Raw genomic sequence first — 24,208 nt, forward strand, 5'->3', positions numbered from 1 at the left:
GCTCCCGCTTCCCCTCAGGAAACGACGGGCGCGACGGTCGTGGCGGGCGCGACGGTCGTGGCGGGCGCGACGGGCGCGACGGGCATGACGGTCGCGACGGGCGTGGCGGCCACCCGGGCGAGGAAGCGTCGGACGATCTCCTCCCCCGCCGCCACCCCCACCTCGTCGAGGGCGGTGACGCCGGGGGCGGTCCAGCCGCCGTCGGCGAGTTCGCCGTGCCCGGGCCGCCAGGCGGCGTCGGCGGCGAGCAGCAGGTCGGCGTCGAGCAGCGAGTCACCGGCCGCGAGCACGGTGCTCGCGCCGGTGCGCCGGACGGCTTCGGCGAGGGCGGCGCTCTTGCTGAGCGGCGCGGGGACGGCGTAGACCTTGCGGCCCTGGAGCGAGACCGTCCAGCCGCGTTCGGCGCACCAGCCGGTCAGCTCGTCGAGCCAGCCGGCGGGCAGTGCGGCGCGCTCGACGACGAGGTAGGCGAACAGCCCGTCGGCGACGCGGCGCTTGTGCGTCCACTCGGGGTCGGCACTCAGCGCGAGCTGCCGGACGACCTCCTCCAGCGGGGCCGCACCGGAGGCGAGCCGCGCGGTGATCTCGGTGCGCCAGTCCTGGTCGGGCACGCCGTCGACGAGCAGGTGCCCGCCGTTGGCGCAGATCGCGTACGCGGGGACCCAACCGGGCGTCGGGCCGGGCAGGTTGATCCGCTCGTACTGGGCGAGGGTGCGGGTGGTGGCGGGGACGAACCAGGCCTGCCGGACGAGTTCGGTGAGCAGCGCGGCGGCCTGTTCGGTCATGAACGAGAGCGCCTTGCCGTCGTGCACCTCGACGGAGAGCAGCCGGGGCGCGAGCCGGTCGGGGACGTCCAGGGCGAGGGCCCGGTTGGAGTAGACGAGCGTCCGGTCGAGGTCGCTGGCGACGAGGACATCGGCGTTCATCAGGACTCCTTCACCACAACGGTCCTACCGGAGGCCCCGGTCGCTCCCCGACTGTAGCGGGGGTGGATGAGGCCGACGCAGGAGTACGGCAGGCCGTCCACCTCCTCGACCTCGACGCCGCGCTGGGCGGCGAGCAGCCGGACGTGGTCGAGGTCGGCGCCGGCGCCGCGCCGGGCGAGGACCCGCCAGGGGACGCGGCGCAGCAGCACCCGGGTGGTCTCGCCGACGCCGGGCTTGACCAGGTTGACGCTGTCGATGCCGTACTCGGTGCTGATCCGCTCGACGGCGGCCCAGCCGGCCCAGTCGGGCGTGCGGTCCGGGGCGGTGGACAGCCGGTCGGCGGCGGCGACGGCCTCCGGGCGGACGGCGTCGAAGTGGTCGGCCACGGTGTCGAGGAAGGCGGCGGAGACGTCCGCGCCGGCCAGTTCGGCGTAGTGCTTGGCGCCGTGGAAGTCGTCCGGGCCGATCAGGCCGGGCCGCAGCACGGTGCGCGAGACCAGGCCGGAGACGGTGGAGTTGAGGCAGGCGGAGGGGATCAGGAAGTCGTCCCGGGTGCCGTAGGTGCGCGCGCAGCGGCCGGGGTCGGCGAGGACGGCGAGGTCCGGGTCGAAGCCGGTGCCGGCCAGGGCCTCGGCGAGTTCGCGGGTGATCGCGCCCTTGCCGGTCCAGCCGTCGACGAAGACCACGTCGCCGGCGCGGTGGTGGGCGGCCAGGTAGCGCAGGGCGACCGGGTCGATGCCGCGGCCGCGGACGATGGAGACGGCGTAGTGCGGGGTGTCGAGGCCGTGGACGTGGGCGAGCCAGCGGCGGACCAGGATGCCGACGGGCGTGCCGGCCCGGGCCAGCGAGGCGAGCACCAGGCCGGGGCCGCGCTCGCGCAGCAGGGTCTCGGCGACGGTGCCGGCGGCGAGCGCGATGCGGCGGGCGGAGGCGCGCAGCGCCTGGTGGAACAGCTCCTGGTACTCGGGGCTGGGCTGGTACTCGACCGGCAGCGATTCGGCGTAGTGCGCGCCGCCGTTCTGGACGGCCTCCTCGCGCTCCTCGGTGGGGGCTTCGAGCGGGACGCCGGAGAGGTCCTTGAGCAGCCAGGCCACCTCGTCGGGCCGGTAGGAGGAGAACGCCGGGCCGTACAACGGGGACGGCAGGCGGGACGGCAGCCCGGACAGCAGGCGGGAAGGCACGTGGGAAGGCAGCTGGGACGGCAGCCCGGACGGCCGGCGGGAAGGCCGGTGGGAGGGCAGCACCGCGAGCACCACCTGGTCGGTGACCTGCCGCAGCTGGCCGAGCAGGGCGCGCTCCCCCTCGCGCAGGGCGGGGGTGTCGGCGACGTCGTCGACCACCAGCACGACCGCGTCGAAGCGGCGGGCCGGGTCGCTGCCGGGGGCGACGTTGTAGGCGTAGCGCTCGCGCGAAGCGTCGTCCTGCGGGTCGTCGTGGGCGGGGAAGGCGAGGCGGGTGCGGATGGCGTAGCCGGGGTCGTCCACGGCGAGGACGGGCGAGCGGGTGGTGGTGGAGTAGCGGACGCGGTCGCCGCCCAGCCGGTCGGCGAGTGCGCCGGCCAGCCGCAGCGGGGCGTACATCAGCTCCTCGAAGCCGAGGACCAGCACGCGCCGCGCCGTGGCGGGCAGTGCGTCGGCCAGCTGTCCGGCCAGGCGGGGCAGGGCGGTGTCCAGTCGGGCGCGGTCGCGGGCGGTGAACCCGTGCCGGCCGCCGTCGGGGAGCCCGGCGGGCCAGTCCAGGTCGACCCGGGCGAGCGGCGCGGGCGTTCCGGGGGGCACGGCGGGGGCGGGGGCGGCCTCGGCTATCAGCCGCTCGGCGCGGTCCAGGACGTCGGCGGGCAGTTGGACGGCGCCGCTGGCGGTGGCCACCAGGTCGAGCCGGACGCCGAGTTCGGTGGCGGTGTCGGCGAGCCGGCGGCGGTCGGCGGCGGAGCGCAGGTCGACCAGGGCGACGACGACATAGTGGTCGCGGGGGTGGCGGGCGTGCAGTTCGCGGATGGTGTTGAGGACCGTGCGGCCGGTCGAGAACTCGTCGTCGACCAGCACCAACGGGCCGCTGCCGGTGAGGAGTTCGGGATCGGCGGGGAGCAGCAGGTGCGAGGTGGCGTGCGAGTGCTCCTCCTCGAAGCCGCCGAGCGGGGGCACACCGGCCACCGGGCGGCGGGTGGAGTGCAGGTACGGGGCGTCGAGGCCGTCGGCGACGCTGTGGCCGAGACCGGTGGCCGTCTCCGCGTAGCCGAGGACGACGGCCCGCCCGGCGGCCTCGTCGCCGAGCAACTCTCGGACCTGACAGCCGAGTTCGAGCCCGACGCCGTGGACGACCGCGGGCCGCTGCGGGACGTGCTTGCCGAGCACGGTGGAGACCAGCAGGTGGGCGCGCTTCGGGTTCTGGGAACGCAGGGCCAGGCCCACGAGTTCGGGGAGGCGGTCCGATCCGGTCAGGGCGATGCCGGCCCGGTCGGCGACCCAACTGCCGGTCCACGTCTGCTGTGCTGTCACTGCTGGTCCTGCCTTCGCATGGTGCGGTGGTGCGGTCTTCGGATCGGTCGGATCGGTCGGAGTCAGTCGACGGTCGGATCGGTCGGACCGTTCGGATGGGTCGAAGCGGCGGGACAGCCCCCTCACCCCCCGCACAGGCAGGCCGAGAGCAGATCCGCGAAGCTCACGTCCTCCCGGGCCACCCCGAACACCTCCGCCCGCAGCAGCACCCGCTCCGCCCAGGCCCGGTGCGGCCGGGCCTCGTTCATCTTGTTGGTGTACGCCGAGCGCAGGACCCCGCCGCCGTCCTGCTCCTGCCGGAGGATGTCCCGGGCGTCGCAGTACTCCTCGTGCGTGACCACCGAGAGGGCGTGCACGGCGGGGACGTGGCTGGGGTGGATGCAGGTCTTGCCGAGCAGGCCGTTGGCCCGGTCGAGCTCGACCTCCCGGATCAGCCCGTCCAGGTCGTGTTCGATGATCCGCCGGCGGACCTCCTCGCCGGAGGCCCGGGCCGTCCCGGGGGCCTCGGCGAACGGCGTGCGGCGCAGCTGCGGCTTGAACATCCGTTCCTGGACCGGGAAGTACTCCCAGACCGGACCGGTGACGGTGTACCCGGTGCCGTCCGCCCGGCCGAGCACGTTGACCACGTCGCCGATCACCGCCGAGACCAGGGCGACGTCGTACGCGGTGAGGTCGGGCGAGCGGCGCAGGCCGTACGCGGAGCAGAGGTCGGTCACGCCGAGGCGGACGGCGAGCACCCGCTCCCGGTGCCCGGCGAGCAGGTCGGCGATGCCGAAGAGCTGCTGGCGCCTGGTCTCCAGGTGGGCGAGTTCGGGTGACTCCAGGACGGGCATGGCGAACAGCCGGCGCCCGGTGGCGGCCTCGGCGGCGGCCAGGGCGGCCAGGTACGCGCCGCCGGTCTCCGTGGTGAACTTCGGCAGGACGAACCCGCTCAGCAGCTCGACGGCCGGCCCGAGCCGCTGGGCCAGGTCGAGGATCTGGGAGGCGGCTCGAACTCTGATGAAGAGCAGGGGGTGGCCTTGTGCGCAGTCGGTGAAATCCCTGACCAGGTCATTCAACTGCTCGATCAGGTTCCGCTCCCCCGCGTCCACCTCGTGGTCGGCGATCGCGTCCTCCAGGCAGAGCACCATCGACACCACGCCCCGAGCAGCCTGTTTGCGGATGTCGGCGGCCAGCGCGGGCCGGGTGGCGGGGCTGTAGAGGGTGCCGCCGAGGGCGGTGGCCAGCACCGCGGCCTCGCTCCGCGCGGTGAACGGCCGGGGCGGTTCGAGGAAGAGGCGACCGCGTACGTCGTCGGCGAGGTGGCCGAAATGGCGCAAGGTGCTCTCCTCAGAGGTTTGACGGCCACCGGTCCGTTGCCGGGGCGTGCGGCGGCGCGGGACGACACCGCGATCCAGCGGTGCGACACCATGGTTAACCGGTCCACGGGGCTCCGTGGTTCCCGGACGGGCGCCGGCGGACCCCCCTCCGCCCGACCCCGGCGGGCCCTTGGACCGCCCATCGTACGGACGGATTCCGGCCGTCCCCGGTTCCTCGGCACTGAACTCCCGGAACATCGCCGTCCAGATCACCGATCACCGGTCGAGCACCGGCAAACCCCCGGCAAGCGCAAGTCTTGGCAAAGTTCGACCCGGTTCCGACGGTCCCGGTCACGTTGTCCGAAGGGGTGGCGAACGGGCAGGATGGTCGGCTATGACGCACGTGATGGCCAAGGGCGCCAACATCGCACTGCCGGCCGCGGCGGTCCGCGCCGTGCTGCGCTGGAGCGCCACGCCCGGTGCGCCGGACGTGGACGCGTCCGCGCTGCTGCTCGGCGCCACCGGCAAGGTCCGTTCGGATGCCGACTTCGTCTTCTACAACCAGCCGCGGCACCCCTCCGGCCTGGTGCGCCACCTGCCCAAGCAGCAGACCTCCGGCGGCGCCGAGATCATCGACACGATCGAGGTCGAGCTCGCCAAGCTGCCCGCCGACGTCGACCGGGTGGTGCTGGCCGGCTCCTCCGAGGGCGGCTCCTTCCGCGCGGTGCCCGGGCTCCGCCTGCTGCTCTTCGACGCCACGGCCGGGGACGGCACGCCCGCACTCGCCGAGTTCGCGATCTCCGACGGCGAGAACGTCACCGCCCTGGTCGCGGGCGAGCTGTACCGGCGCAGCGGCGCCTGGAAGTTCCGGGCGATCGGCCAGGGCTACACCTCCGGCCTGATCGGCCTGGCCACCGACTTCGGCATCACCGTCGACGACGAGGCGGAGTCCGACCCGGCCCCGGCGGCGGCCTCGACGGCCACCCCCACGGCCACCCCCACCTCCGCCGTCGACCCGCGCAGCACCCCGCTGCCCGCCCCGCGCCCGACCGCCCCGCCCGAGCCCGGCACCTTCACCCTGGCCCCGGCCGTCCCGCAGCCGTCGGCCACCCCCCAGGGCCGGCCCCAGCAGCAGCCCGCCGCGGCTGCCCCGGGCACGGTGCCGCCCCCGCCGACCGCGCCGCCCACCGTTCCCCCGGCCGCGCCGCCGGCCCCGACCGCACCCCCGGCCCACCAGCCCGGCACCGGCTACGGCTACCCGCAGCAGCCACAGCCCCAGCAGCCGCCCGGCACCGGCTACGGCTACCCGCACCAGCAGCCCGGTACCGGCTACGGGTACCCGCACCCCACCCCCCAGCCGTACCCGCAGCAGCAGGGCACCGGCTACGGCTACCCGCACCAGCAGCAGCCCGCCCCGCAGCAGCACCCCGGCAGCTACGGCTACCCGCACGCGGGCACCGGCCAGCAGCCTCCGGCCCAGGCCCCCGCGCAACCGCCGGCCCAGGCCCCGGCCCCGGCCCAGCCGCCCACCGGCGAGGAGTTCGCCCTGCCGCCGCAGGGCCCGCAGTTCCAGCCCCGCTGAGCGGCCCGCTGATCGGCCCGCTCAGAACACCACCGCCGCCCGGCGCGATCCGGAAGAGAGCCCCTAGTCGGAGCCGCCCTGGCTCTTGTACCCGCGCTGCCACTGCATCCCGAACCCGTACAGCCGGTCGATGTCCGCCTGGAACCCGTTGACGTACCGCACCTCGCGGCGCACCGTCAGCTGGTTGTCCCCCGCGTTCTCGATCAGCACCACCGCGCACGAGCGCGCCGCCCGGGCCCGTTCGTCCAGCTTGATCTCGATCCGCGGCCCGGTCTGCGGCACGATCGTCACCACCGCGTGGGACTGTTCGAAGGCCGGCGTGCCGTCGTAGATATAGACGAAGATCAGCAGCCGTTTGAACTTGTCCTTCTTCTCCAGGTTGACGTACATCGTCTCGCCGGACGGCGCCCCGTACTGGTCGTCACCGCTGAGCTTGATGTACGGCGGTTCCCGGAGGTCGCCGAAGTAGCCGCCGAGCGGCTGCACCACGCCGCTGCTCCCGTCGGACAGTTCGTACATGCACGCCAGGTCGAGGTCGACGTTGACCTGCTCGTTCTGCACCGAGTCCGGCTCCAGCGGGCGCAGGATGCGGGGGCTGAAGAGGCGCTTGGCGCGTTCGCGGGCACTCGGCCGGACGGCCCCGGAGCGGGTGGTCCAGTGCAGGTTGACGTAGAGGTAGCCGGTGGTGGCCGCGGACCCGGTGATCGCGTGCTGCGGGGTCGACTTGGTGAGTATGACCTTGTGCTGACCGCCCGGGTTGTCGAAGGTGTAGTTCCGCTCCCCGCGCAGGTACTCCCAGATCGAGACCATCCCGCCCTCTCCCCCTGCTCCCGTCAGGCGATCTGACGGTCCGCCGCTCCATGATCGGGCATCAGCCCGGCCCTCGGATACCCAAACCTTCCCCTCCCCTACCCCGTCGGGCCCCCCGGCGCTCACCGCCGGGTCGACGAGTGGGGCGGCCGGTGGGTCGATTGGCGGGAGGAAGCCCCCCTCCCGTAACATGCCGCCCCTTCGGACGCGATATCGTCTAGCCGCACAGGTGTCCCGTCCGCCCCTGCGCGGGTGCGGCGGGTACGCCGTGCGGCGACGAACGAACCGTCAGGCGCGACCCGAGTACCGGGAGCTGACCGCCTGTGTCGCTCTGTGAACCCGTCCCCTGCGGAAACCCGAGGCCCGACCCGCAATGAACCTGACTTCCATACAGCTGGTCTGGACCGTCGTCGGCGGCGCAGCCCTGCTGTTCGTCGCCGTCCTGCTGGCGACGCTGCGTTTCAAGAACACGAAGAAGGAAGAGGCCGGCGACTCCTGGGAGCGCAGCGAGGAGCGTCGGCGGCGCAAGGAGATGATCTACGGCATCTCCTCCTACACGCTGCTGTTCTGCTGCGCCGGTGTCGCGGCCGCGCTGTCCTTCCACGGCCTGGTGGGCTTCGGCAAGGAGAACCTGGGCCTGTCCGGCGGCTGGGAGTACCTCGTCCCGTTCGGTCTCGACGGCGCCGCGATGTTCTGCTCGGTGCTCGCCGTCCGCGAGGCCAGCCACGGTGACGCCGCGCTCGGCTCCCGCCTGCTGGTCTGGGTGTTCGCGATCGCCTCGGCCTGGTTCAACTGGGTGCACGCGCCGCGCGGCGTGTCGCACGACGGCGCCCCGCAGTTCTTCTCCGGCATGTCGATCTCGGCGGCGATCCTGTTCGACCGCGCGCTGAAGCAGACCCGCAAGGCCGCGCTGCGCGAGCAGGGGCTCGTGCCGCGCCCGCTGCCGCAGATCCGGATCGTCCGCTGGCTGCGCGCCCCGCGCGAGACCTACGCGGCCTGGTCGCTGATGCTGCTGGAGAACGTCCGCAGCCTGGACGAGGCGGTCGAGGAGGTCCGCGAGGAGCGCCAGGCCAAGCTGGACGCCAAGGTGCGGGCCCGCACGGCCGACCGCCGCGAGCGGGCCGAGCTGAAGGCCATCTCCCGCCAGGGCGGCATGCTCGCCCGGGCCCGCGGCGGCCGCCAGGTGCCCGCGCTCACGGCTGCCGGCGACGGCCAGACCGCTACGGAGCCTGCCCTAGCCGCCGAGTCGGACACCGCCTCCTCGCACCAGGCCGGCTCGGGCCCGCTGGAGCCGGCCGCGCTGGACGCCGGCCGCCGCCCGCGTGCCGCCGTCGGCTCGTCGTACGCGCCGTCCTCCTCGGCGTCCTCCTCGTCCTACTCGTCGTCCTACTCCTCCTCGTCCGCCGGATCGGGCTCGGGCTCGTCCTACCGCAGCTCGGCCATCGACCTGACGGCCGACGACGACACCCTGTCGATGCCCAAGCTGGACTCGCTGGAGCGCAAGCTGCGCGCGATCGAGCAGCAGCTCGGCTGAGCGGGCCCACCGCGACGTGGAACGGCCGCCCCCGGATTCCCGGAGGCGGCCGTTTCGCGTACCCGGCGGGCTATTCGCCGGTACTCGTACTCACCAGTTCCGGTTCGTCCCGCGCGGCCTCGCGCCGGTTGCGCAGGATCGACGAGCCGAGCGCCAGCCCGATGAAGGCGACGCCGATCAGGCCGGTGACGATCTCCGGGATGTGGTACTTGATCCCGACCAGCAGGATCACCGAGAGCGCGCCGATCGCGTAGTGCGCGCCGTGCTCCAGGTAGACGTAGTCGTCCAGGGTGCCCTTGCGGACCAGGAAGACGGTCAGCGAGCGGATGTACATCGCGCCGATGCCCAGGCCCAGGGTGATCTGGAAGATGTCGCTGGAGATGGCGAACGCGCCGACCACGCCGTCGAAGGAGAACGAGGCGTCCAGGACCTCCAGGTAGAGGAAGAGGAAGAACGCGGCCTTGCCGCCGACCTGGAGGATCGACTTGCCGGACTTCTCGGCCTCCTCCTCGCGCTCGGCGTCCTCCTCCAGGCCCGATTCGAAGATCGAGGAGAGGCCGCCGACCACGAGATAGGTGATCAGGCCGAGGACGCCGGCGAGCAGGACGGTTTCGGCGTGCTCCTCGGCGAAGAAGTTGGAGGCCAGCACCAGCACGACCAGCGCGACGACGCTGGAGAAGGCGTCCAGCTTGCCGACCTTCTGCAGCGGGCGCTCGATCCAGCCCAGCCAGTTGTGCTCCTTCTCGTCGTCGAACACGAAGTCGAGGAAGATCATGAGCAGGAAGACGCCGCCGAAGGCCGCGATGGCGGGGTTGGCCGCCTCCAGGTACTGACCGTAGGTCAGGCCGGCGTGCGTCTTGTCGGAGTGCAGCGCGAGGTCGATGACCGTCGCGGGGTTGAGCTTCGCGGTGAGGCCGACCACCAGCAGCGGGAAGACCAGCCGCATGCCGAACACGGCGATGAGCACGCCGACGGTCAGGAAGATCTTCTGCCAGTACGGGTTCATCCGCTTCAACACCGTGGCGTTGACCACCGCGTTGTCGAACGACAGGGAGATCTCCAGGATGGAGAGGATCAGCACGATGCCGAATCCTTGGGCCCCCCAGAGCAGTCCGGCCGCGATCAGGCCTAGGACGGTGATCGCGAACGACCAGCCGAAAGTGCGGAGGAACACGGGACTTGGTTACCTTTCGGGTTTCGGGCCGTGCCGGGGGCGGCCTCGTCCCGAGACGCCCTGACCGGGCCGGGCCCGGTCAGGTCACCCCCGCACTGCCTTCTGTTCTCATGATCGTAGGTTGGGTGCGATTGTTCTGATTTTCGCCTTTTCGCCCTTACTGTACGTTTACGCCGAAATCGAGGGCGATGCCGCGCAGGCCGGAGGCGTAGCCCTGGCCCACCGCGCGGAACTTCCACTCACCCGCGTAGCGGTACAGCTCGCCGAAGATCATCGCGGTCTCGCTGGACGCGTCCTCGGACAGGTCGTAACGGGCGATCTCCTGGCCGTCGAGGGAGTTGGCGACCCGGATGTAGGCGTTGCGGACCTGCCCGAAGTTCTGCAGCCGCGCCTCGGCGTCGTAGATCGACACCGCGAAGACCACCTTGTCCGCCTGCGCCGGCACCAGCTCCAGGTTGACCAGGACCACCTCGTCGTCGCCGTCGTCCTCGCCGCCGGTGAGGTTGTCACCGGTGTGCTCGACCGAGCCCTCGGGGCTCTTGAGGTTGTTGTAGAAGACGAAGTACTCGTCACCGAGCACCCGGCCGCCACCACAGATCAGGGCGCTCGCATCGAGGTCGAACGGTGCGCCCGTGGTCGAACGGGCGGACCAGCCGAGGCCGATCTGGACCTGCGTCAGGTTCGGCGCGGCCTTGGTGAGCGAGACGTTCCCGCCCTTGGCGAGCGTGACCACCATGACTGTTCTTCCTCCCTTGCCTTCTCCCGGGGCGCGCCTACAAGGTGTAGTCCCCCACGGCCCGGGCCGGCCCCGTTTGGCCGGCTGAACTTCCTGAACTCACATCCTCGCAGCGCACGGAGCCGACACGAAGCCGGGGCGGCCCCGGACCTCTGGAGGTCCGGGGCCGCCCCGTACAAGGCTCCCGCGCCGGGCGGCCGGCGTCGTCCGCCGCCGCCCCGTGTCGCGTCGTGTCGCCCGGTGTCGACCGGTGTCGTCCGGTCAGACGTTGACGCCGAAGTCCTGGGCGATGCCGCGCAGGCCGGAGGCGTAGCCCTGGCCGATGGCCCGGAACTTCCACTCGGCGCCGTTGCGGTACAGCTCGCCGAAGACCATCGCGGTCTCGGTGGAGGCGTCCTCGGAGAGGTCGTAGCGGGCCAGCTCCGTGTTGTCGGCCTGGTTCACCACGCGGATGAACGCGTTGCGGACCTGGCCGAAGTTCTGCCCGCGGCTCTCGGCGTCGTAGATCGAGACCGGGAAGACGATCTTCTGCACGTCCGCCGGGACGCCGGCCAGGTTGACCTTGATCGCCTCGTCGTCGCCCTCGCCCTCGCCGGTGCGGTTGTCACCGGTGTGCTCGACGGAGCCGTCCGCGCTCTTCAGGTTGTTGAAGAAGACGAAGTTCCCGTCCGAGGCGACCTTGCCCTGCTCGTTGCAGAGCAGCGCGCTGGCGTCCAGGTCGAAGTCCGTCCCGGTGGTGGTCCGGACGTCCCAGCCCAGGCCGACGACCACGGCCGAAAGCCCCGGGGCCTCCTTGGTGAGCGAGACATTGCCGCCCTTGCTCAGGCTGACACCCACTTGTCCTCCAAGAATCGGGAGGCACGCCCTGGTGCCCCCGTGGTGCGGTTCGAGGCGCCGGCCGGCGAGCGGCTCACGTGCCCCACCCGACCAACGGACCGAGCGTAGTGCGCGGTTCCCGTCCGGACGTGCGAACGGGCCCGGCGCGGCTGTTCGAAGTTCGCGGGGCCCGGGCCCGCGGCCACCGCCACGGGCCCCACGCGGGGCCTCAGAGGGCGCCGAGGGCCTTCAGGTACTCCTGCTCGTCCCGGGCGTCCGGGAGGTCGTTGACGACGCTCCAGCGCACCGTGCCCGCCGTGTCGATCACGAAGGTGCCGCGCACGGGGCAGCCCTTCCGCTCGTCGAGGACGCCGTAGGCGCGGGCGACCTCGCCGTGCGGCCAGAAGTCGGCCAGCAGCGGGAACTCCAGGCCCTCCCGCTCGGCGAAGACGCGCTGGGTGAACTGCGAGTCGCAGGAGACGCCGAGCACCTGGACCCGGTCGTTCTGCAGCTGCGCCAGCTCCCGCTGGATGGCACCGAGCTCGCCGGTGCAGACGCCGGTGAAGGAGAACGGGTAGAAGACCAGGACGACGTTCCGCTCGCCCCGGAAGTCGGAGAGGCGGACCGCTTCGCCGTGCTGGTTGTTGAGCTCGAAGTCCGGAGCCTCGGTGCCGACCTCGATGGCCATGAACGTGACCTTTCTGACGCGACCGCGCCGCGCGGGCGGCGCGGCCAGCGCCATCCTCGCATCCGTTCGGGCACGTTCCGCCGAATGGATGAGGGCGGCACCCGCGCGCTCCACCGCTTTCGCCCTGGGCGAACGCGTTTCCGGGTCGGCCCCGGGGCGGGAACGCCCCCGCGTGACCACGCTCCGTGACGACGGGGGCGGTGTCGCCCCCGGCTCAGGACCCGGCTCCGAACCCGGCTCCGGACCCGGAAAACGGTCGGGCCCCGCCGGAGGGATCCTCCGGCGGGGCCCGGTGCGGGGCCTCAGAGCCCGCTCAGCGCTTGCCGGCCGGCTTGGCCGTGGACTTGGTGGCGAGCCGGGTGGCCGCCCAGTCCTTGGCGACCGCGATCGAGCTGGTCTGGGAGAGACCGGCGGTGCGGGCCGCGTCCGCGATGTCGGACGCCTCGATGTGGCCGTCGCGCCCGGTCTTGGGCGTCAGCAGCCAGATCAGACCGCCTTCGGCCAGGTACTCCAGGGCGTCGACGAGGGAGTCGGTGAGGTCCCCGTCGTCGTCGCGGTGCCACAGCAGGACGGCGTCGGCGACGTCGTCGTAGTCCTCGTCGACGAGATCCGTCCCGGTGAGCTCCTCGATGCCTTCGCGGAGATCCTGGTCAGTGTCGTCGTCGTACCCCAGCTCCTGGATGATCTGGCCCTCTTCGAAGCCGAGACGGGTCGCCGGGTTGGACTTGTCCGCGGGGTCCGCGGTCGCGCTCACGGGAATAACCTCCAGTATTCGGCCCGGCATCCATGCCGAGGCTGTGGCCGTAGTCCACACGGGCGCGGCGGTTCGCGCAAGTACCCGACCCCCGATCCCCCCCAAAGGTTGACGTGCCACAGCGGGGACACGCCGTTCGTTGTGTCGGGAATCACACCGATTTGCCCTTCTCTGCATGAGACAAGGATGCTTCGGGTGGTCCCGGCCCACAGGGCGTACGGATGCCCGAGATACGAACGGCATTCGGGTCCGCGCGTGCGCGGGCGTAGAGTCTCCTGTTGGCCCTCACCCCGGCCGCCCGCCATCGGGCGGACGGGACACCAGGTCGGACCACCTCTGTACGTAGCACCCGGGGGTGTGCGGGGCGGGCGAAGTCGCCCGGACCGCGCGCCGCCAGACCGTCCCGCCCACCAGGCGGAACGGTTACCGATCGGTAGAGATGACGGATCTCCGAGCGCGGTAGCACGATGGAGGCGGCGCGACACACCTCAGTTTCGACCGACAGTGAAGGAACAGCGTGGCTTCCGGATCCGATCGCAACCCGATCATCATTGGCGGCCTTCCGAGTCAGGTCCCGGACTTCGATCCCGAGGAGACCGCGGAATGGCTGGAGTCGCTTGACGCGGCCATCGACGAGCGGGGGCGCGAGCGCGCCCGCTACCTGATGCTCCGCCTGATCGAGCGCGCCCGCGAGAAGCGTGTCGCCGTGCCCGAGATGCGCAGCACGGACTACGTCAACACCATCGCGACCAAGGACGAGCCGTTCTTCCCCGGCAACGAGGAGATCGAGCGCAAGATCCTCAACGCGACCCGCTGGAACGCGGCCGTGATGGTCTCCCGGGCGCAGCGCCCGGGCATCGGCGTGGGCGGGCACATCGCCACCTTCGCCTCCTCCGCGTCGCTGTACGACGTCGGCTTCAACTACTTCTTCCGCGGCAAGGACGCCGAGGGCGAGTCCGGCGACCAGATCTTCTTCCAGGGCCACGCCTCCCCCGGCATCTACGCCCGCGCGTTCCTGCTGGACCGACTGTCCGAGCAGCAGCTCGACGCGTTCCGCCAGGAGAAGTCGAAGGCCCCGTACGGCCTCTCCAGCTACCCGCACCCGCGGCTGATGCCGGACTTCTGGGAGTTCCCGACCGTGTCCATGGGCCTCGGCCCGCTCGGCGCGATCTACCAGGCCCGGATGAACCGCTACCTGGAGCACCGCGGGATCAAGGACACCTCCGACTCGCAGGTCTACGCCTTCCTCGGCGACGGCGAGATGGACGAGCCGGAGTCGCTGGGCCAGCTGTCGCTGGCCGCGCGCGAGGGCCTCGACAACCTGACCTTCGTGGTCAACTGCAACCTGCAGCGCCTGGACGGCCCGGTCCGCGGCAACGGCAAGATCATCCAGGAGCTGGAGTCCCAGTTCCGGGGCGCCGGCTGGAACGTGATCAAGCTGGTCTGGGACCGCAGCTGGGACCCGCTGCTCGCGCAGGACCGCGACGGCGTCCTGGTCAACAAGCTGAACACCACGGTGGACGGCCAGTTCCAGACCTACGCCACCGAGACCGGTCAGTACATCCGCGAGCACTTCTTCGGCAGCGACCTGCGCCTGCGCAAGATGGTCGAGAGCATGACCGACCAGCAGGTCCAGCACCTGGGTCGCGGCGGCCACGACCACAAGAAGATCTACGCGGCGTTCAAGGCTGCCCGCGAGCACCAGGGCCAGCCGACGGTCATCCTCGCCCAGACGGTCAAGGGCTGGACGCTCGGCCCCAACTTCGAGGGCCGCAACGCCACCCACCAGATGAAGAAGCTGACGGTCGAGGACCTGAAGCGCTTCCGCGACCGGCTGCACCTGCCGATCACCGACAAGCAGCTGGACGAGGGCTACCCGCCCTACTACCACCCGGGCCGCGACTCGGAAGAGATCCAGTACATGCACGACCGCCGCAGCGAGCTGGGCGGCTACGTGCCGACCCGCAAGGTGCGCCCGCGTCAGCTGGAACTGCCCGGCGACGACGCGTACAAGGCGGTCAAGAAGGGCTCCGGCAACCAGACCATCGCCACCACCATGGCGTTCGTCCGGGTGCTCAAGGACCTCATGCGGGACAAGGGCATCGGCAACCGCTTCGTGCCGATCGCGCCCGACGAGTACCGCACCTTCGGCATGGACTCGCTCTTCCCGTCGGCGAAGATCTACAACCCGCTCGGCCAGACCTACGAGTCGGTCGACCGCGACCTGCTGCTGGCCTACAAGGAGTCGCCGACCGGCCAGATGCTGCACGACGGCATCTCCGAGGCCGGCTGCACCGCCTCGCTGATCGCCGCCGGCTCCTCCTACGCCACCCACGGCGAGCCGCTGATCCCGGTGTACGTCTTCTACTCGATGTTCGGGTTCCAGCGCACCGGCGACCAGTTCTGGCAGATGGCCGACCAGCTGGCCCGCGGCTTCGTGATCGGCGCCACCGCCGGCCGCACCACGCTGACCGGCGAGGGCCTCCAGCACGCCGACGGCCACTCGCAGCTGCTGGCCTCGACCAACCCCGGCGTCGTCGCGTACGACCCGGCGTACGGCTTCGAGATCGCGCACATCGTCCAGGACGGTCTGCGGCGGATGTACGGCACCAGTGCCGAGCACCCGCACGGCGAGGACGTGTTCTACTACATGACCGTCTACAACGAGCCGATCAAGATGCCGGCCGAGCCCGAGAACGTGGACGTCGAGGGCATCCTCAAGGGTCTGCACAAGTACGCGCCGGGCACCGCCGGCCAGATCCCGGCCCAGATCCTCGCCTCCGGCGTGGCCGTGCCGTGGGCCCTGGAGGCCCAGCGCATCCTCGCCGAGGAGTGGAACGTCAAGGCCGACGTCTGGTCCGCGACCTCCTGGAACGAGCTGCGCCGCGACGCGGTGGAGGCCGAGGAGTTCAACCTGCTGCACCCCGAGGAGCAGCAGCGCGTGCCGTACGTCACCCAGAAGCTCCAGGGTGCCGAGGGCCCGGTCGTCGCCGTGTCCGACTGGATGCGCGCCGTGCCGGACCAGATCTCCCGCTGGGTGCCCGGTCAGTACCAGTCGCTGGGTGCCGACGGGTTCGGCTTCGCCGACACCCGCGGTGCGGCCCGTCGCTTCTTCCACATCGACCCGCAGTCGGTCGTCCTGGGCGTGCTCACCGAGCTCGCCAAGCAGGGCAAGATCGACCGCAGTGCGCTGAAGGACGCGATCGACCGCTACCAGCTGCTCGACGTGGCCGCGGCCGACCCGGGCGCCGCCGGCGGCGACGCCTGATCACCCGCTAGACCCTGAAGGGCCGGGCCTCCGAGCACGGAGGTCCGGCCCTTCGGCGTACCCGGGCACCGTCACCGGCCCGGGGCGGCGGACGACGGCGCGCAGCGGCCCCGGACTCCATCGAGTCCGGGGCCGCTGGTCGTCGGTCGTCGATCGTTGGTCGCGCGGGGATCAGACGTGGCGCGGGATCAGATGTGGACGGCCGGGCCCGCGTCGACGGTGCCCCGGCGGGTGAGCAGGCCGAGCACGGCGGCGGCGAAGGCCACCACGGCCGCGACCGCGAAGGCGAGCGACATGCCGCTGACGAAGGAGTCGTGCACGGCTCCGGCCATCGCGTCCACCGCCTGCTGCGGGGTGCCGGCCGGGGCCGGCGGGGCGATGCCGAGCTGCGCGGCCTGCTTGAGGCCCTCGCCCTCGGCGCCCTGGACCGGCGGCAGGCCGGCCTTGGCCCAGTTGCCGGGCAGCACGTCCCCGACCTTGGCCGCCATCAGCGCGCCCAGCACGGCGGTGCCGAGGCTGCCGCCGACCTGCATCGCGGCCTGCTGGAGGCCGCCGGCCACACCGGACAGCTCCAGCGGGGCGTTGCCGACGATCACCTCGGTGGCGCCGACCATGACCGGGCTGATGCCGAGGCCCATCAGGACGAACCAGAGCGACATCACGCCGGTGCCGGAGCCCGCGTCCAGGGTGGACATGCCGAACATCGCGGCGGTGGTGATCAGCATGCCGGCCACGATCGGGATCCGCGGGCCGAGCTTGCCGATCGCGATGCCCGCCACCGGCGAACCGATGATCATCATGCCGGTCATCGGCAGCAGGTGGACGCCGGCCGACACCGGCGACATCCCGTGCACGTTCTGCAGGTAGAAGGTCACGAAGAAGATCGCGCCGAAGAACGCGAAGGCCATCAGCACCATCAGCAGGGTGCCCGCCGACAGCGGCACCGAGCGGAACAGGCTGAGCGGGATCAGCGGCTCCTTCGCCCGGGCCTGCCAGAACGCGAAGAGCACCATCAGGACCACCGCGCCGCCCAGGAACAGCAGCGTGCGGGCGTCGCCCCAGCCCCACTCGGGGGCCTTGATGATGCCGAAGACCAGCGCGAACATCGCCACCGAGAGCAGCGCGATCCCGGGCAGGTCGAAGGACTTGGCGGCCTTCTCGGCCCGCACGTCCTTGAGTATCCACAGGCCGAGGCCGAGCGCGATCAGGCCGACCGGGATGTTGATGAAGAAGACCGACTCCCAGTTGACGTGCTCGACCAGCAGGCCGCCGACGATCGGGCCGGCCGCGGTCGAGGCGCCGATCACGCCGCCCCAGATGCCGATCGCCATGTTGAGCTTCTCGGCCGGGAAGGCGCCGCGCAGCAGGCCGAGCGCGGCCGGCTGGAGCAGCGCGCCGAACAGGCCCTGGAGCACCCGGAAGGCGATCACGGTCTGGATGTTGCCGGCGAAGCCGATCGCGGCCGAGGTGGCGGCGAAGCCGACGGCGCCGACCAGGAAGGTGTTCTTGTGGCCGAACCGGTCGCCGATCTTGCCGGCCGTGATCAGGAAGACCGCCAGGGCCAGCAGGTAGCCGCTGGTCACCCACTGGATCTCGGAGGGCGCGGCCTTCAGGTCCGCCTGGATGACGGGGTTGGCGATGGCGACGATCGTGCCGTCCAGGGCGACCATCATCACGCCGACCGCGACGGTCAGCAGGGTCAGCCAGGGGTGCCCCTTCAGCCCTCCCCCGCCCGGTGGCGTGCGCTGCGGCGGGACGTCCGCCTTGGCGTTCTTGACGACGGACTGGCTCATCTGGGGCCCTCCGGGGGCGTGGCAGAGAACGGAACGTGGGCGTGGCGCCGCGACCCACCCGTCCCCACGAGTGCCCGGTCGGCGAGCGCCACTTCCGGCAGATTATGTCAGCCACTGACATTCGGCAAACACTGACTTCTGACTCTGGCTGACATTTGTCAGAGCGCTAAGGTTGTGCTCCTCACCCCGCCCGCACGCGCTCGGAAGGCCCCGCCATGGCCGCTCGCACCCCCACCCCCACCGCCGCCCCGGGCACCCCCGAACGGCTGCCAGGGCTGCGCGAGCGCAAGAAGCAGCAGACCAGGGACGCCCTGGTCCAGGCCGCCCACGTGCTCTTCCTCGGCCAGGGCTTCGCCCGCACCACCGTCGACGAGATCGCCTCCGCCGTCGAGGTCTCCCAGCGCACCTTCTTCCGCTACTTCGCCAACAAGGACGAGGTCGCGCTCGCCGTGATGGCCGACGCCGAGGACTACTTCATCGAGTGCCTCTGCCGCCGCCCGGCCCACGAGTCCCCGCTCCAGGCCCTGCGCGCCGCGATCGTCCAGTCCTGGCGCGAACTCGGCGCCGAACACCGCACCGGCCCCCGCTCGATCACCACCGCCCTCGAACTGATGCGGATGATCGAGGAGACCCCCACCCTGCTCGCCACCCACCTGCGCCGGGTCACCGAGCAGGAACGGGTGGTCGTCCGGGTCCTCGCCGAGCGCGAGGGCCTCGACCCGGTCGAGGACCTGCGCCCCACCGTGCTCGCCGCCGTCTTCGGCAGCGTGCTGCGCGCCGCCCACCTGTCCTGGACCCCCGACCAGGAACCCGCCGGGCCCGAGGGCATGGTCGCCGTCATCGAGCGCCACTTCGACCAGCTCGGCCCGGCCCTGGCCGGCCACTGGCGCACCGGCCCGCAGTAGTACCGCGGGCACCGCTCCGGCCCCCGGAACGGTCCCGCCCGCAGTAGTACCCGGGTAGCACCCCCTACTCCGGTAGCACTCCGATGTTCGACCCCAGTGCGACGACGGGCGGACAGCACCCCTCCTAGGCTGGCCCGCGATGAAGACGATCACCACGACCGAAGTCCGCGCGCAGGCCCTCCGGCTGCTCCGCTCGCTCCGGCACCACCTCACCACCCCGACCGGCGGGTCCACCCCGCTGCTCGGGGACTCGCCCCGCGCCTGGCTGCGCCGGCTTCCGTACGTCGTCGCGCTGATCATGCAGGCCTCGCTGATCCCCACCGGGATCGCCGCCCTGGTCGACTTCTACGGCGTCGCCGTGCCCATCGCCGGCGCGCTCACCGTCGCCCAGACCGCGCCGCTGCTGCTCGCCATCACCCGGCCGCTGGCCGCCTGGTGGATCAGCGCGGCCACCCTCGTCACCACGGCCTCCATCACCGCCCGGCACCACCAGTTCGGCGGCACCTGGCCGTGGACGGCGCCGATGGTCCTGGCGTACGTCTTCCTGCTGATCGCGCTCGCGCTGCGGGAGAGCCGGGCCACCCTGATCGCGGTCTGGATCGCCACGATCCTGCTCACCCTGCTCACCACCACGCTCGGCTTCCCGCACGCCGACGACGGCACCACCATGCTGCTGGTCGCCCTCGGCGGCGCCGCCCTGCTGCTCGGCTGGGCCGTCCAGGACCGCACCGAGGCCCGCCGGCTGCTCGCCGAACAGGAGCACATCAGCGAGGCCGAACGCGAGCGGCGCACCCTGCTGGAGGAGCGCGCCCGGATCGCGAGGGAGCTGCACGACGTGGTCGCCCACCACATGTCGGTGATCGCCGTGCAGGCGGCCAGCGCGCCGTACCGGATCACCGGCGTACCGGCCGCGGCCACCGAGGAGTTCACCGCCATCGCCGGCACCGCCCGCGAGTCGCTGACCGAGATGCGCCGGCTGCTGGGCGTGCTGCGCAGCGAGGAGTCCGCCGCCGAGAAGGTGCCGCAGCCCGGGATCGAGCAGCTGCCGCAGCTGATCGAGACGGTGGGGCGGGCCGGGGTCCCGGCCGAGCTGGTGGTGGATCCGGGGCTGGCCGAGGCGGTGCCGAAGGCGGTCGGCCTGTCCGCGTACCGGATCGTGCAGGAGGCGCTGGCCAACGTGGTGCGCCACGCGCCCGGTTCGCGGGCCCGGATATCCCTGGTCGACGAGGGCGCCACCCTGCTGCTGACCGTGGTGAACACGGCCCCGCCCCGGCACACCGAGTCGCTCGAGGCCTCGATGGAGGGCACCGGACAGGGACTGATCGGAATGCGGGAACGCGCCCGGCTGGTCGGTGGCAGGCTGGAGACCGGCCCGATGCCGGACGGCGGCTACAAGGTCGCCGCCGTCCTGCCCCTCGAAACCCCCCGGGAGAAGCCCGCATGACCATCCGCGTGATCATCGTCGACGACCAGGCCATGGTGCGGGCCGGCTTCGCCGCCCTGCTCAACGCCCAGAGCGACATCGACGTGGTGGGGGACGCGGCGGACGGCGCGCAGGCCCTGGAGGTGAGCGGCCGCACCCACCCGGACCTGGTGCTGATGGACGTCCGCATGCCCGTCATGGACGGCCTGGAGGCCGCCCGCCGACTGCTCGACCCCGCCGTCCCCGGCGCGCACCGGCCCAAGGTGATGATGCTGACCACCTTCGACGTGGACGACTACGTGTACGAGGCGCTGCGCGCCGGGGCCAGCGGCTTCCTGCTCAAGGACGCCCCGCCGGCCGACCTGATCTCCGCGGTCCGGGTGGTCTCGGCCGGCGAGGCGCTGCTCGCCCCCTCGGTGACCCGCCGGCTGATCGAGGACTTCGCCCGCAACCGGCCGGCCCGGCGGCGCGACCCCAAACTGCGGCTCAACGGCCTCACCCCGCGTGAGACCGAGGTGCTGGAGCTGATCGCCCGCGGCCTGTCCAACCAGGAGATAGCCGGCCGGCTGGTCCTGGCCGAGCAGACCGTCAAGACCCACATCGGGCGCATCCTCGCCAAGCTCGACCTGCGCGACCGCGCCCAGGCCGTCGTCCTCGCCTACGAGTCCGGCCTCGTGACGCCGGGCCAGTGACGCCCGCCGGGCCGGTGGTCCCGGCCGCCCCCGCCCGGGCGGCACCCCCCGTGGTACCCCGAGCGATACCCCGAGTAGTACCCCGGTAGCACCCGGGAGTTGGCCCCGCGGTGTGACGTCCGCGGGGCCGTCGCATTTCTACCTTCCTTTCCGTCGAAGTCGAACGGACGAGGGAGGGGCCGGACATGGGGAAGTTTCGGGTCAAGAGAGCCATCGCGGCCAGTACGGTGATGCTGGCCGCGGTGCTCGGTCTCGGCGGCTTCTCCACCGACGCCCAACAGGCCGTCACCGGCCCGCCGCCGGGCAGCGCCGCCTGGGTGGCCGACACCGCGCTCGGCATCCACCCGCCCGACCCGGCCACCGCCACCCCGGCCGAAGTCGCCGCCTTCTTCGCCGGGTTGACGCCCGCCCAGCAGGGCGCGCTGGCCGTCCGGCACCCGCTGGTGGTCGGCAACCTGGACGGCGCACCGGTCCAACTCCGGTACCGGGCCAACACGCTGGCCCTCACCGCGGAGCTCGGCCGCGAACTCGCCCGGGCCACCGACCCGGCGCTCACCCCGCAGGACCACGAGCAGGCCCGCACCCGCGCCGAGCGCTACCGCGCCCTGCTGGACGGCGACCGCCGGATCCTCGTCTTCGACCCGCGCGGCCGCGGCGAGGTCGCCGAGGTCTTCGGCGAGCACGCCCCCACCCCCCCCACCCCCCACCGGGTCCCCCCCCCGGCCACCCACCAGGAGAACAAAGACCGCCCCCCCGGCGCCGGCGGCGTGGCCCCGGGGTTTTCCGCCCCCCCCGCCGCCGCCCCCCGCACCGCCGTCGTCGTCCCCGGCTCGGACAACGACCTGGAGAACTTCGACCGCTCCCCCGGCTCGTACGGCACCCCCACCGGCATGGCCCGCTCGCTCTACCGGGCCACCGACCGGCAGACCGCCGTCATCGCCTGGACCGGCTACACCACCCCGGTCGGGATCGGCCTGGGCGCCGCCACCGAGGACCTGGCCCGGGCCGGGGCCGCGCGGCTCACCCGGCTGCTCGACGGACTCGCCGTCAGCACCCGCCCGCAGGCCCCGGCCACGGTGTTCTGCCACAGCTACGGCTCGGTGGTCTGCGGGCTGGCCCGCCCCGGGCCCGACCAGGCCTCCGGCGTGGTCGTCCTCGGCTCGCCCGGGATGGGCGTCGGCTCGGCCGCCGCCCTCGACCCGCGCGTCCCGCTCTGGGCCACCGCCCGCAACGACTCCGACTGGATCGGCCGGGTCCCCTACGTCTCGGTGCTCGGCCTCGGCCACGGCGCCGACCCGACCGCCCCCGGCTTCGGCGCCCACCCGCTGCCCGCCACCGGAGCCGAGGGCCACGCCGGCTACTTCGCCCCCGGCACCGCCTCGCTCACCGCCTTCGCCGCCATCGCGCTCGGCCTCGACCGCTGACCACCGACCGCCTCACCGAAAGGAGCACCGCCATGGCCCACCCGCTGACCGCCCTGCGCCGCGCCGCCCACCAGGTCGACGCCCGCACCCCCGAGACCCGCGACCGCGCCCTGGACGGGCTGCGCGCCCTCGCCCTGCTCGCCGTGCCGGTCGGGCACTGGCTGCTCGGCGGCTTCACGCTCTCCGCCGACGGCGCCCTGCACAACGCGAGCCCGCTCTCCTCGCTCGGCGGCCTCGCCCCGATCAGCTGGGTGCTCCAGATGCTCGGGGTGTTCTTCCTGGTCGGCGGCCACTCCTCGGTCCAGTCGCTGGAGCGGGCCCGGGCCAAGGGCGTGACGTACCTGGGCTGGCTGCGCGGCCGGTCGGTGCGGCTGCTGCGCCCGGTGCTGGGGGTGACGGCCGTCTGGGCGCTGCTGATCGCACTGCTGCCCGCGCTCGGCGTCCCCGGGGACACCGTGCGGACCGGCGCGACGCTGGTGGTGCAGCCGCTCTGGTACATCGCGGTCTACCTGGGGCTGACCGCGCTCACCCCGCTGTGCGTGGCGGCCGGGCGCCGGCTGGGCGGCTGGTCGGCGGGCGTCCTGGTGGCCGCCGTCGCCGCCGTCGACCTGCTGCGGTACGGGCCGTGGGCGGAGGCGGTGCCGTCCTGGGTCGGGCTGTTGAACATCCTGCCGGGCTGGCTGTTCGGCTACCAGCTGGGCGTGCTGTGGGCGCAGGGCCGGCTCGGCCGCCCGGTGGCCCGGGTGCTGCTGGTCGGCGGCGGCGCGCTGTTCGCCACGCTGCTGCTGGCGTTCCACTACCCGGCCAGCATGGTCGGGGTGCCCGGGATGGAGCGGACCAACTCGCACCCGCCGTCCCTGCTGGTGCTGGCCCTGGCCGCGACGCAGTGCGGCGCCGCGGTGCTGCTGCGGGATCGCCTGGGCCGGCTGCTGACCCGCCGTCCGCTGCTGTGGCTGCCGGTGGTGGTGGTCAACCTCTCGGCGATGACGATCTTCTGCTGGCACCAGAGCGCGATGCTCGCGGTGGCGGTGCCCGGCGCGGCCGGCCTGGGCGCCGTGCCGGGGCTGACCACCGCGCCGGACTCGATCGCCTGGGTGGCCGCCCGGGTGGCGCTGATCCCGCTGTTCGCGGCCGTGCTGGTGGCGATCGGGTGGTTCACCCGGCGGTTCGACGGTCCGTGGACGGCCTTCTCCCGGGCCGGGAAGGCGCTGGCCGCGGCGGGCGCGGCGCTGTTCGCCGCGTACGCGCTGGGCATGGTGTGACCTGCGCCGGAGAGTGAGGCACCGGAGGGGCGCGGACCGATCGGTCCGCGCCCCTCCGGCCGTTCCGGAACCGGTTCCGGGGCCCTCCGGTCCGCATCCCTCCGAGCACCCTGCCCGGGCCCGCGCGCTGTCGGCCCCCTGCCCTACGCTGCGGGCATGGTGACGTTCGAGGAGTTCCGCGCGATCGCGCTCGCCCTGCCGGAGGCCGCACAGGAGCCGACCTGGGACATCGAGACCCTGCGGATCCGCGGCCGGATCTTCGCGATGGGCGCGCCCGGGGGCCGGTCCGTCAGCGTCAAGGCCTCCCCCGAGGACCAGGCCGAGCTGCTCGCCGCCGAGCCCGAGGTGTTCTCCAGCGCGCCGTACGTCGGGCGGCACGGCTGGGTGAGCGTCCGGCTGGACCTGGTCGATCCGGCGGAGCTGCGCGACCTCGTCGTCGAGGCCTGGCGGCGCACGGCGCCCAAGCGGATGGTGCGCGAATTCGACGTGCGGGCCACTCCGGGACGCTGAAACGACACCGTCGGTTCATGTGAGCCATCCCACAGTTTGGGCGGGCGCGTCGCCTCTCCGGGCGCCCTACGCTTGCGCAGGGAAGCAGGCAGTCTTGTTGCACCCTCCGGGCACC

19 protein-coding genes are annotated in these 24,208 nt (G+C 72.6%); 9 read left to right on the forward strand and 10 right to left on the reverse strand.

The window, feature by feature from the left end:
- Positions 1-14: 14 nt before the first annotated feature.
- The 3 genes from ACFVTF_RS14405 to ACFVTF_RS14415 form a co-directional block, all read right to left on the reverse strand.
- Positions 15-926, reverse strand: a complete 912-nt coding sequence (locus ACFVTF_RS14405; RefSeq protein ID WP_387813514.1) for an HAD family hydrolase — start codon at positions 924-926, stop codon at positions 15-17.
- Positions 926-3,424: a phosphoribosyltransferase gene (locus ACFVTF_RS14410; RefSeq protein ID WP_387813517.1), complete on the reverse strand. Its 2,499-nt coding sequence runs from the start codon at positions 3,422-3,424 to the stop codon at positions 926-928. Before ACFVTF_RS14410 ends, ACFVTF_RS14405 begins: the two co-directional genes overlap by 1 nt.
- A gap of 122 nt (positions 3,425-3,546) precedes the next feature.
- Entirely contained in the window at positions 3,547-4,743 is a 1,197-nt protein-coding gene (locus tag ACFVTF_RS14415) for an HpcH/HpaI aldolase/citrate lyase family protein (protein WP_387813520.1), read from the reverse strand.
- A gap of 373 nt (positions 4,744-5,116) precedes the next feature.
- On the opposite strand from ACFVTF_RS14415, the gene ACFVTF_RS14420 reads away from it, so the two are divergent.
- Positions 5,117-6,304: a TerD family protein gene (locus tag ACFVTF_RS14420; protein ID WP_387813523.1), complete on the forward strand. Its 1,188-nt coding sequence runs from the start codon at positions 5,117-5,119 to the stop codon at positions 6,302-6,304.
- A gap of 63 nt (positions 6,305-6,367) precedes the next feature.
- Here ACFVTF_RS14420 and ACFVTF_RS14425 read toward each other — a convergent pair whose 3' ends face one another.
- Positions 6,368-7,114: a Tellurium resistance gene (locus ACFVTF_RS14425; protein ID WP_371516822.1), complete on the reverse strand. Its 747-nt coding sequence runs from the start codon at positions 7,112-7,114 to the stop codon at positions 6,368-6,370.
- Positions 7,115-7,487: 373 nt separating this feature from the next.
- Between ACFVTF_RS14425 and ACFVTF_RS14430 the strand changes: the two genes are divergently transcribed.
- Complete coding sequence (locus tag ACFVTF_RS14430; protein WP_387813526.1) at positions 7,488-8,648, forward strand: DUF2637 domain-containing protein; 1,161 nt, start codon at positions 7,488-7,490, stop codon at positions 8,646-8,648.
- A gap of 70 nt (positions 8,649-8,718) precedes the next feature.
- Here ACFVTF_RS14430 and ACFVTF_RS14435 read toward each other — a convergent pair whose 3' ends face one another.
- The 5 genes from ACFVTF_RS14435 to ACFVTF_RS14455 all read right to left on the reverse strand — a co-directional run bounded on the left by ACFVTF_RS14435 (position 8,719) and on the right by ACFVTF_RS14455 (position 12,816).
- Complete coding sequence (locus tag ACFVTF_RS14435) at positions 8,719-9,822, reverse strand: DUF475 domain-containing protein (RefSeq protein WP_371516824.1); 1,104 nt, start codon at positions 9,820-9,822, stop codon at positions 8,719-8,721.
- Between the two features lie 157 nt (positions 9,823-9,979).
- Entirely contained in the window at positions 9,980-10,558 is a 579-nt protein-coding gene (locus ACFVTF_RS14440) for a TerD family protein (protein ID WP_350878116.1), read from the reverse strand.
- Between the two features lie 261 nt (positions 10,559-10,819).
- Positions 10,820-11,395, reverse strand: coding sequence for a TerD family protein (locus tag ACFVTF_RS14445; protein WP_363620377.1), 576 nt, complete (start codon positions 11,393-11,395; stop codon positions 10,820-10,822).
- A gap of 208 nt (positions 11,396-11,603) precedes the next feature.
- The gene (locus ACFVTF_RS14450) at positions 11,604-12,062 is read right to left on the reverse strand and encodes a peroxiredoxin (protein ID WP_363580694.1); all 459 of its coding nucleotides are present in this window, start codon (positions 12,060-12,062) and stop codon (positions 11,604-11,606) included.
- Positions 12,063-12,375: 313 nt separating this feature from the next.
- A complete protein-coding gene (locus ACFVTF_RS14455; protein ID WP_363580692.1) occupies positions 12,376-12,816 on the reverse strand; it encodes a DUF3052 domain-containing protein in 441 nt (146 codons plus the stop codon).
- A gap of 517 nt (positions 12,817-13,333) precedes the next feature.
- Between ACFVTF_RS14455 and aceE the strand changes: the two genes are divergently transcribed.
- The gene (gene aceE, locus ACFVTF_RS14460) at positions 13,334-16,084 is read left to right on the forward strand and encodes a pyruvate dehydrogenase (acetyl-transferring), homodimeric type (protein ID WP_387813537.1); all 2,751 of its coding nucleotides are present in this window, start codon (positions 13,334-13,336) and stop codon (positions 16,082-16,084) included.
- Positions 16,085-16,272: 188 nt separating this feature from the next.
- Here the strand turns inward: aceE and ACFVTF_RS14465 are convergent, their stop codons facing one another.
- Complete coding sequence (locus tag ACFVTF_RS14465) at positions 16,273-17,877, reverse strand: MFS transporter (protein ID WP_371516827.1); 1,605 nt, start codon at positions 17,875-17,877, stop codon at positions 16,273-16,275.
- Positions 17,878-18,092: 215 nt separating this feature from the next.
- Here ACFVTF_RS14465 and ACFVTF_RS14470 point away from each other — a divergent pair, with 215 nt between their 5' ends.
- The 6 genes from ACFVTF_RS14470 (at position 18,093) to ACFVTF_RS14495 (ending at position 24,093) form a co-directional block, all read left to right on the forward strand.
- Positions 18,093-18,782 (forward strand): TetR family transcriptional regulator, encoded by a 690-nt coding sequence (locus ACFVTF_RS14470; protein WP_371516828.1) that lies wholly within the window; start codon positions 18,093-18,095, stop codon positions 18,780-18,782.
- Between the two features lie 139 nt (positions 18,783-18,921).
- Positions 18,922-20,226 (forward strand): sensor histidine kinase, encoded by a 1,305-nt coding sequence (locus ACFVTF_RS14475; RefSeq protein ID WP_371516829.1) that lies wholly within the window; start codon positions 18,922-18,924, stop codon positions 20,224-20,226.
- The gene (locus ACFVTF_RS14480; RefSeq protein ID WP_063347446.1) at positions 20,223-20,897 is read left to right on the forward strand and encodes a response regulator transcription factor; all 675 of its coding nucleotides are present in this window, start codon (positions 20,223-20,225) and stop codon (positions 20,895-20,897) included. Before ACFVTF_RS14475 ends, ACFVTF_RS14480 begins: the two co-directional genes overlap by 4 nt.
- A gap of 185 nt (positions 20,898-21,082) precedes the next feature.
- Positions 21,083-22,321, forward strand: a complete 1,239-nt coding sequence (locus tag ACFVTF_RS14485) for an alpha/beta hydrolase (RefSeq protein WP_387813542.1) — start codon at positions 21,083-21,085, stop codon at positions 22,319-22,321.
- Between the two features lie 32 nt (positions 22,322-22,353).
- Positions 22,354-23,583 (forward strand): acyltransferase, encoded by a 1,230-nt coding sequence (locus ACFVTF_RS14490; protein WP_387813545.1) that lies wholly within the window; start codon positions 22,354-22,356, stop codon positions 23,581-23,583.
- A 156-nt stretch (positions 23,584-23,739) separates the two neighbouring features.
- A complete protein-coding gene (locus tag ACFVTF_RS14495) occupies positions 23,740-24,093 on the forward strand; it encodes an MmcQ/YjbR family DNA-binding protein (protein ID WP_387813548.1) in 354 nt (117 codons plus the stop codon).
- Positions 24,094-24,208: the final 115 nt, after the last annotated feature.

The sequence above is a fragment of the Kitasatospora sp. NPDC057940 genome (genome assembly GCF_042887425.1).
GTDB lineage: Bacteria > Actinomycetota > Actinomycetes > Streptomycetales > Streptomycetaceae > Kitasatospora.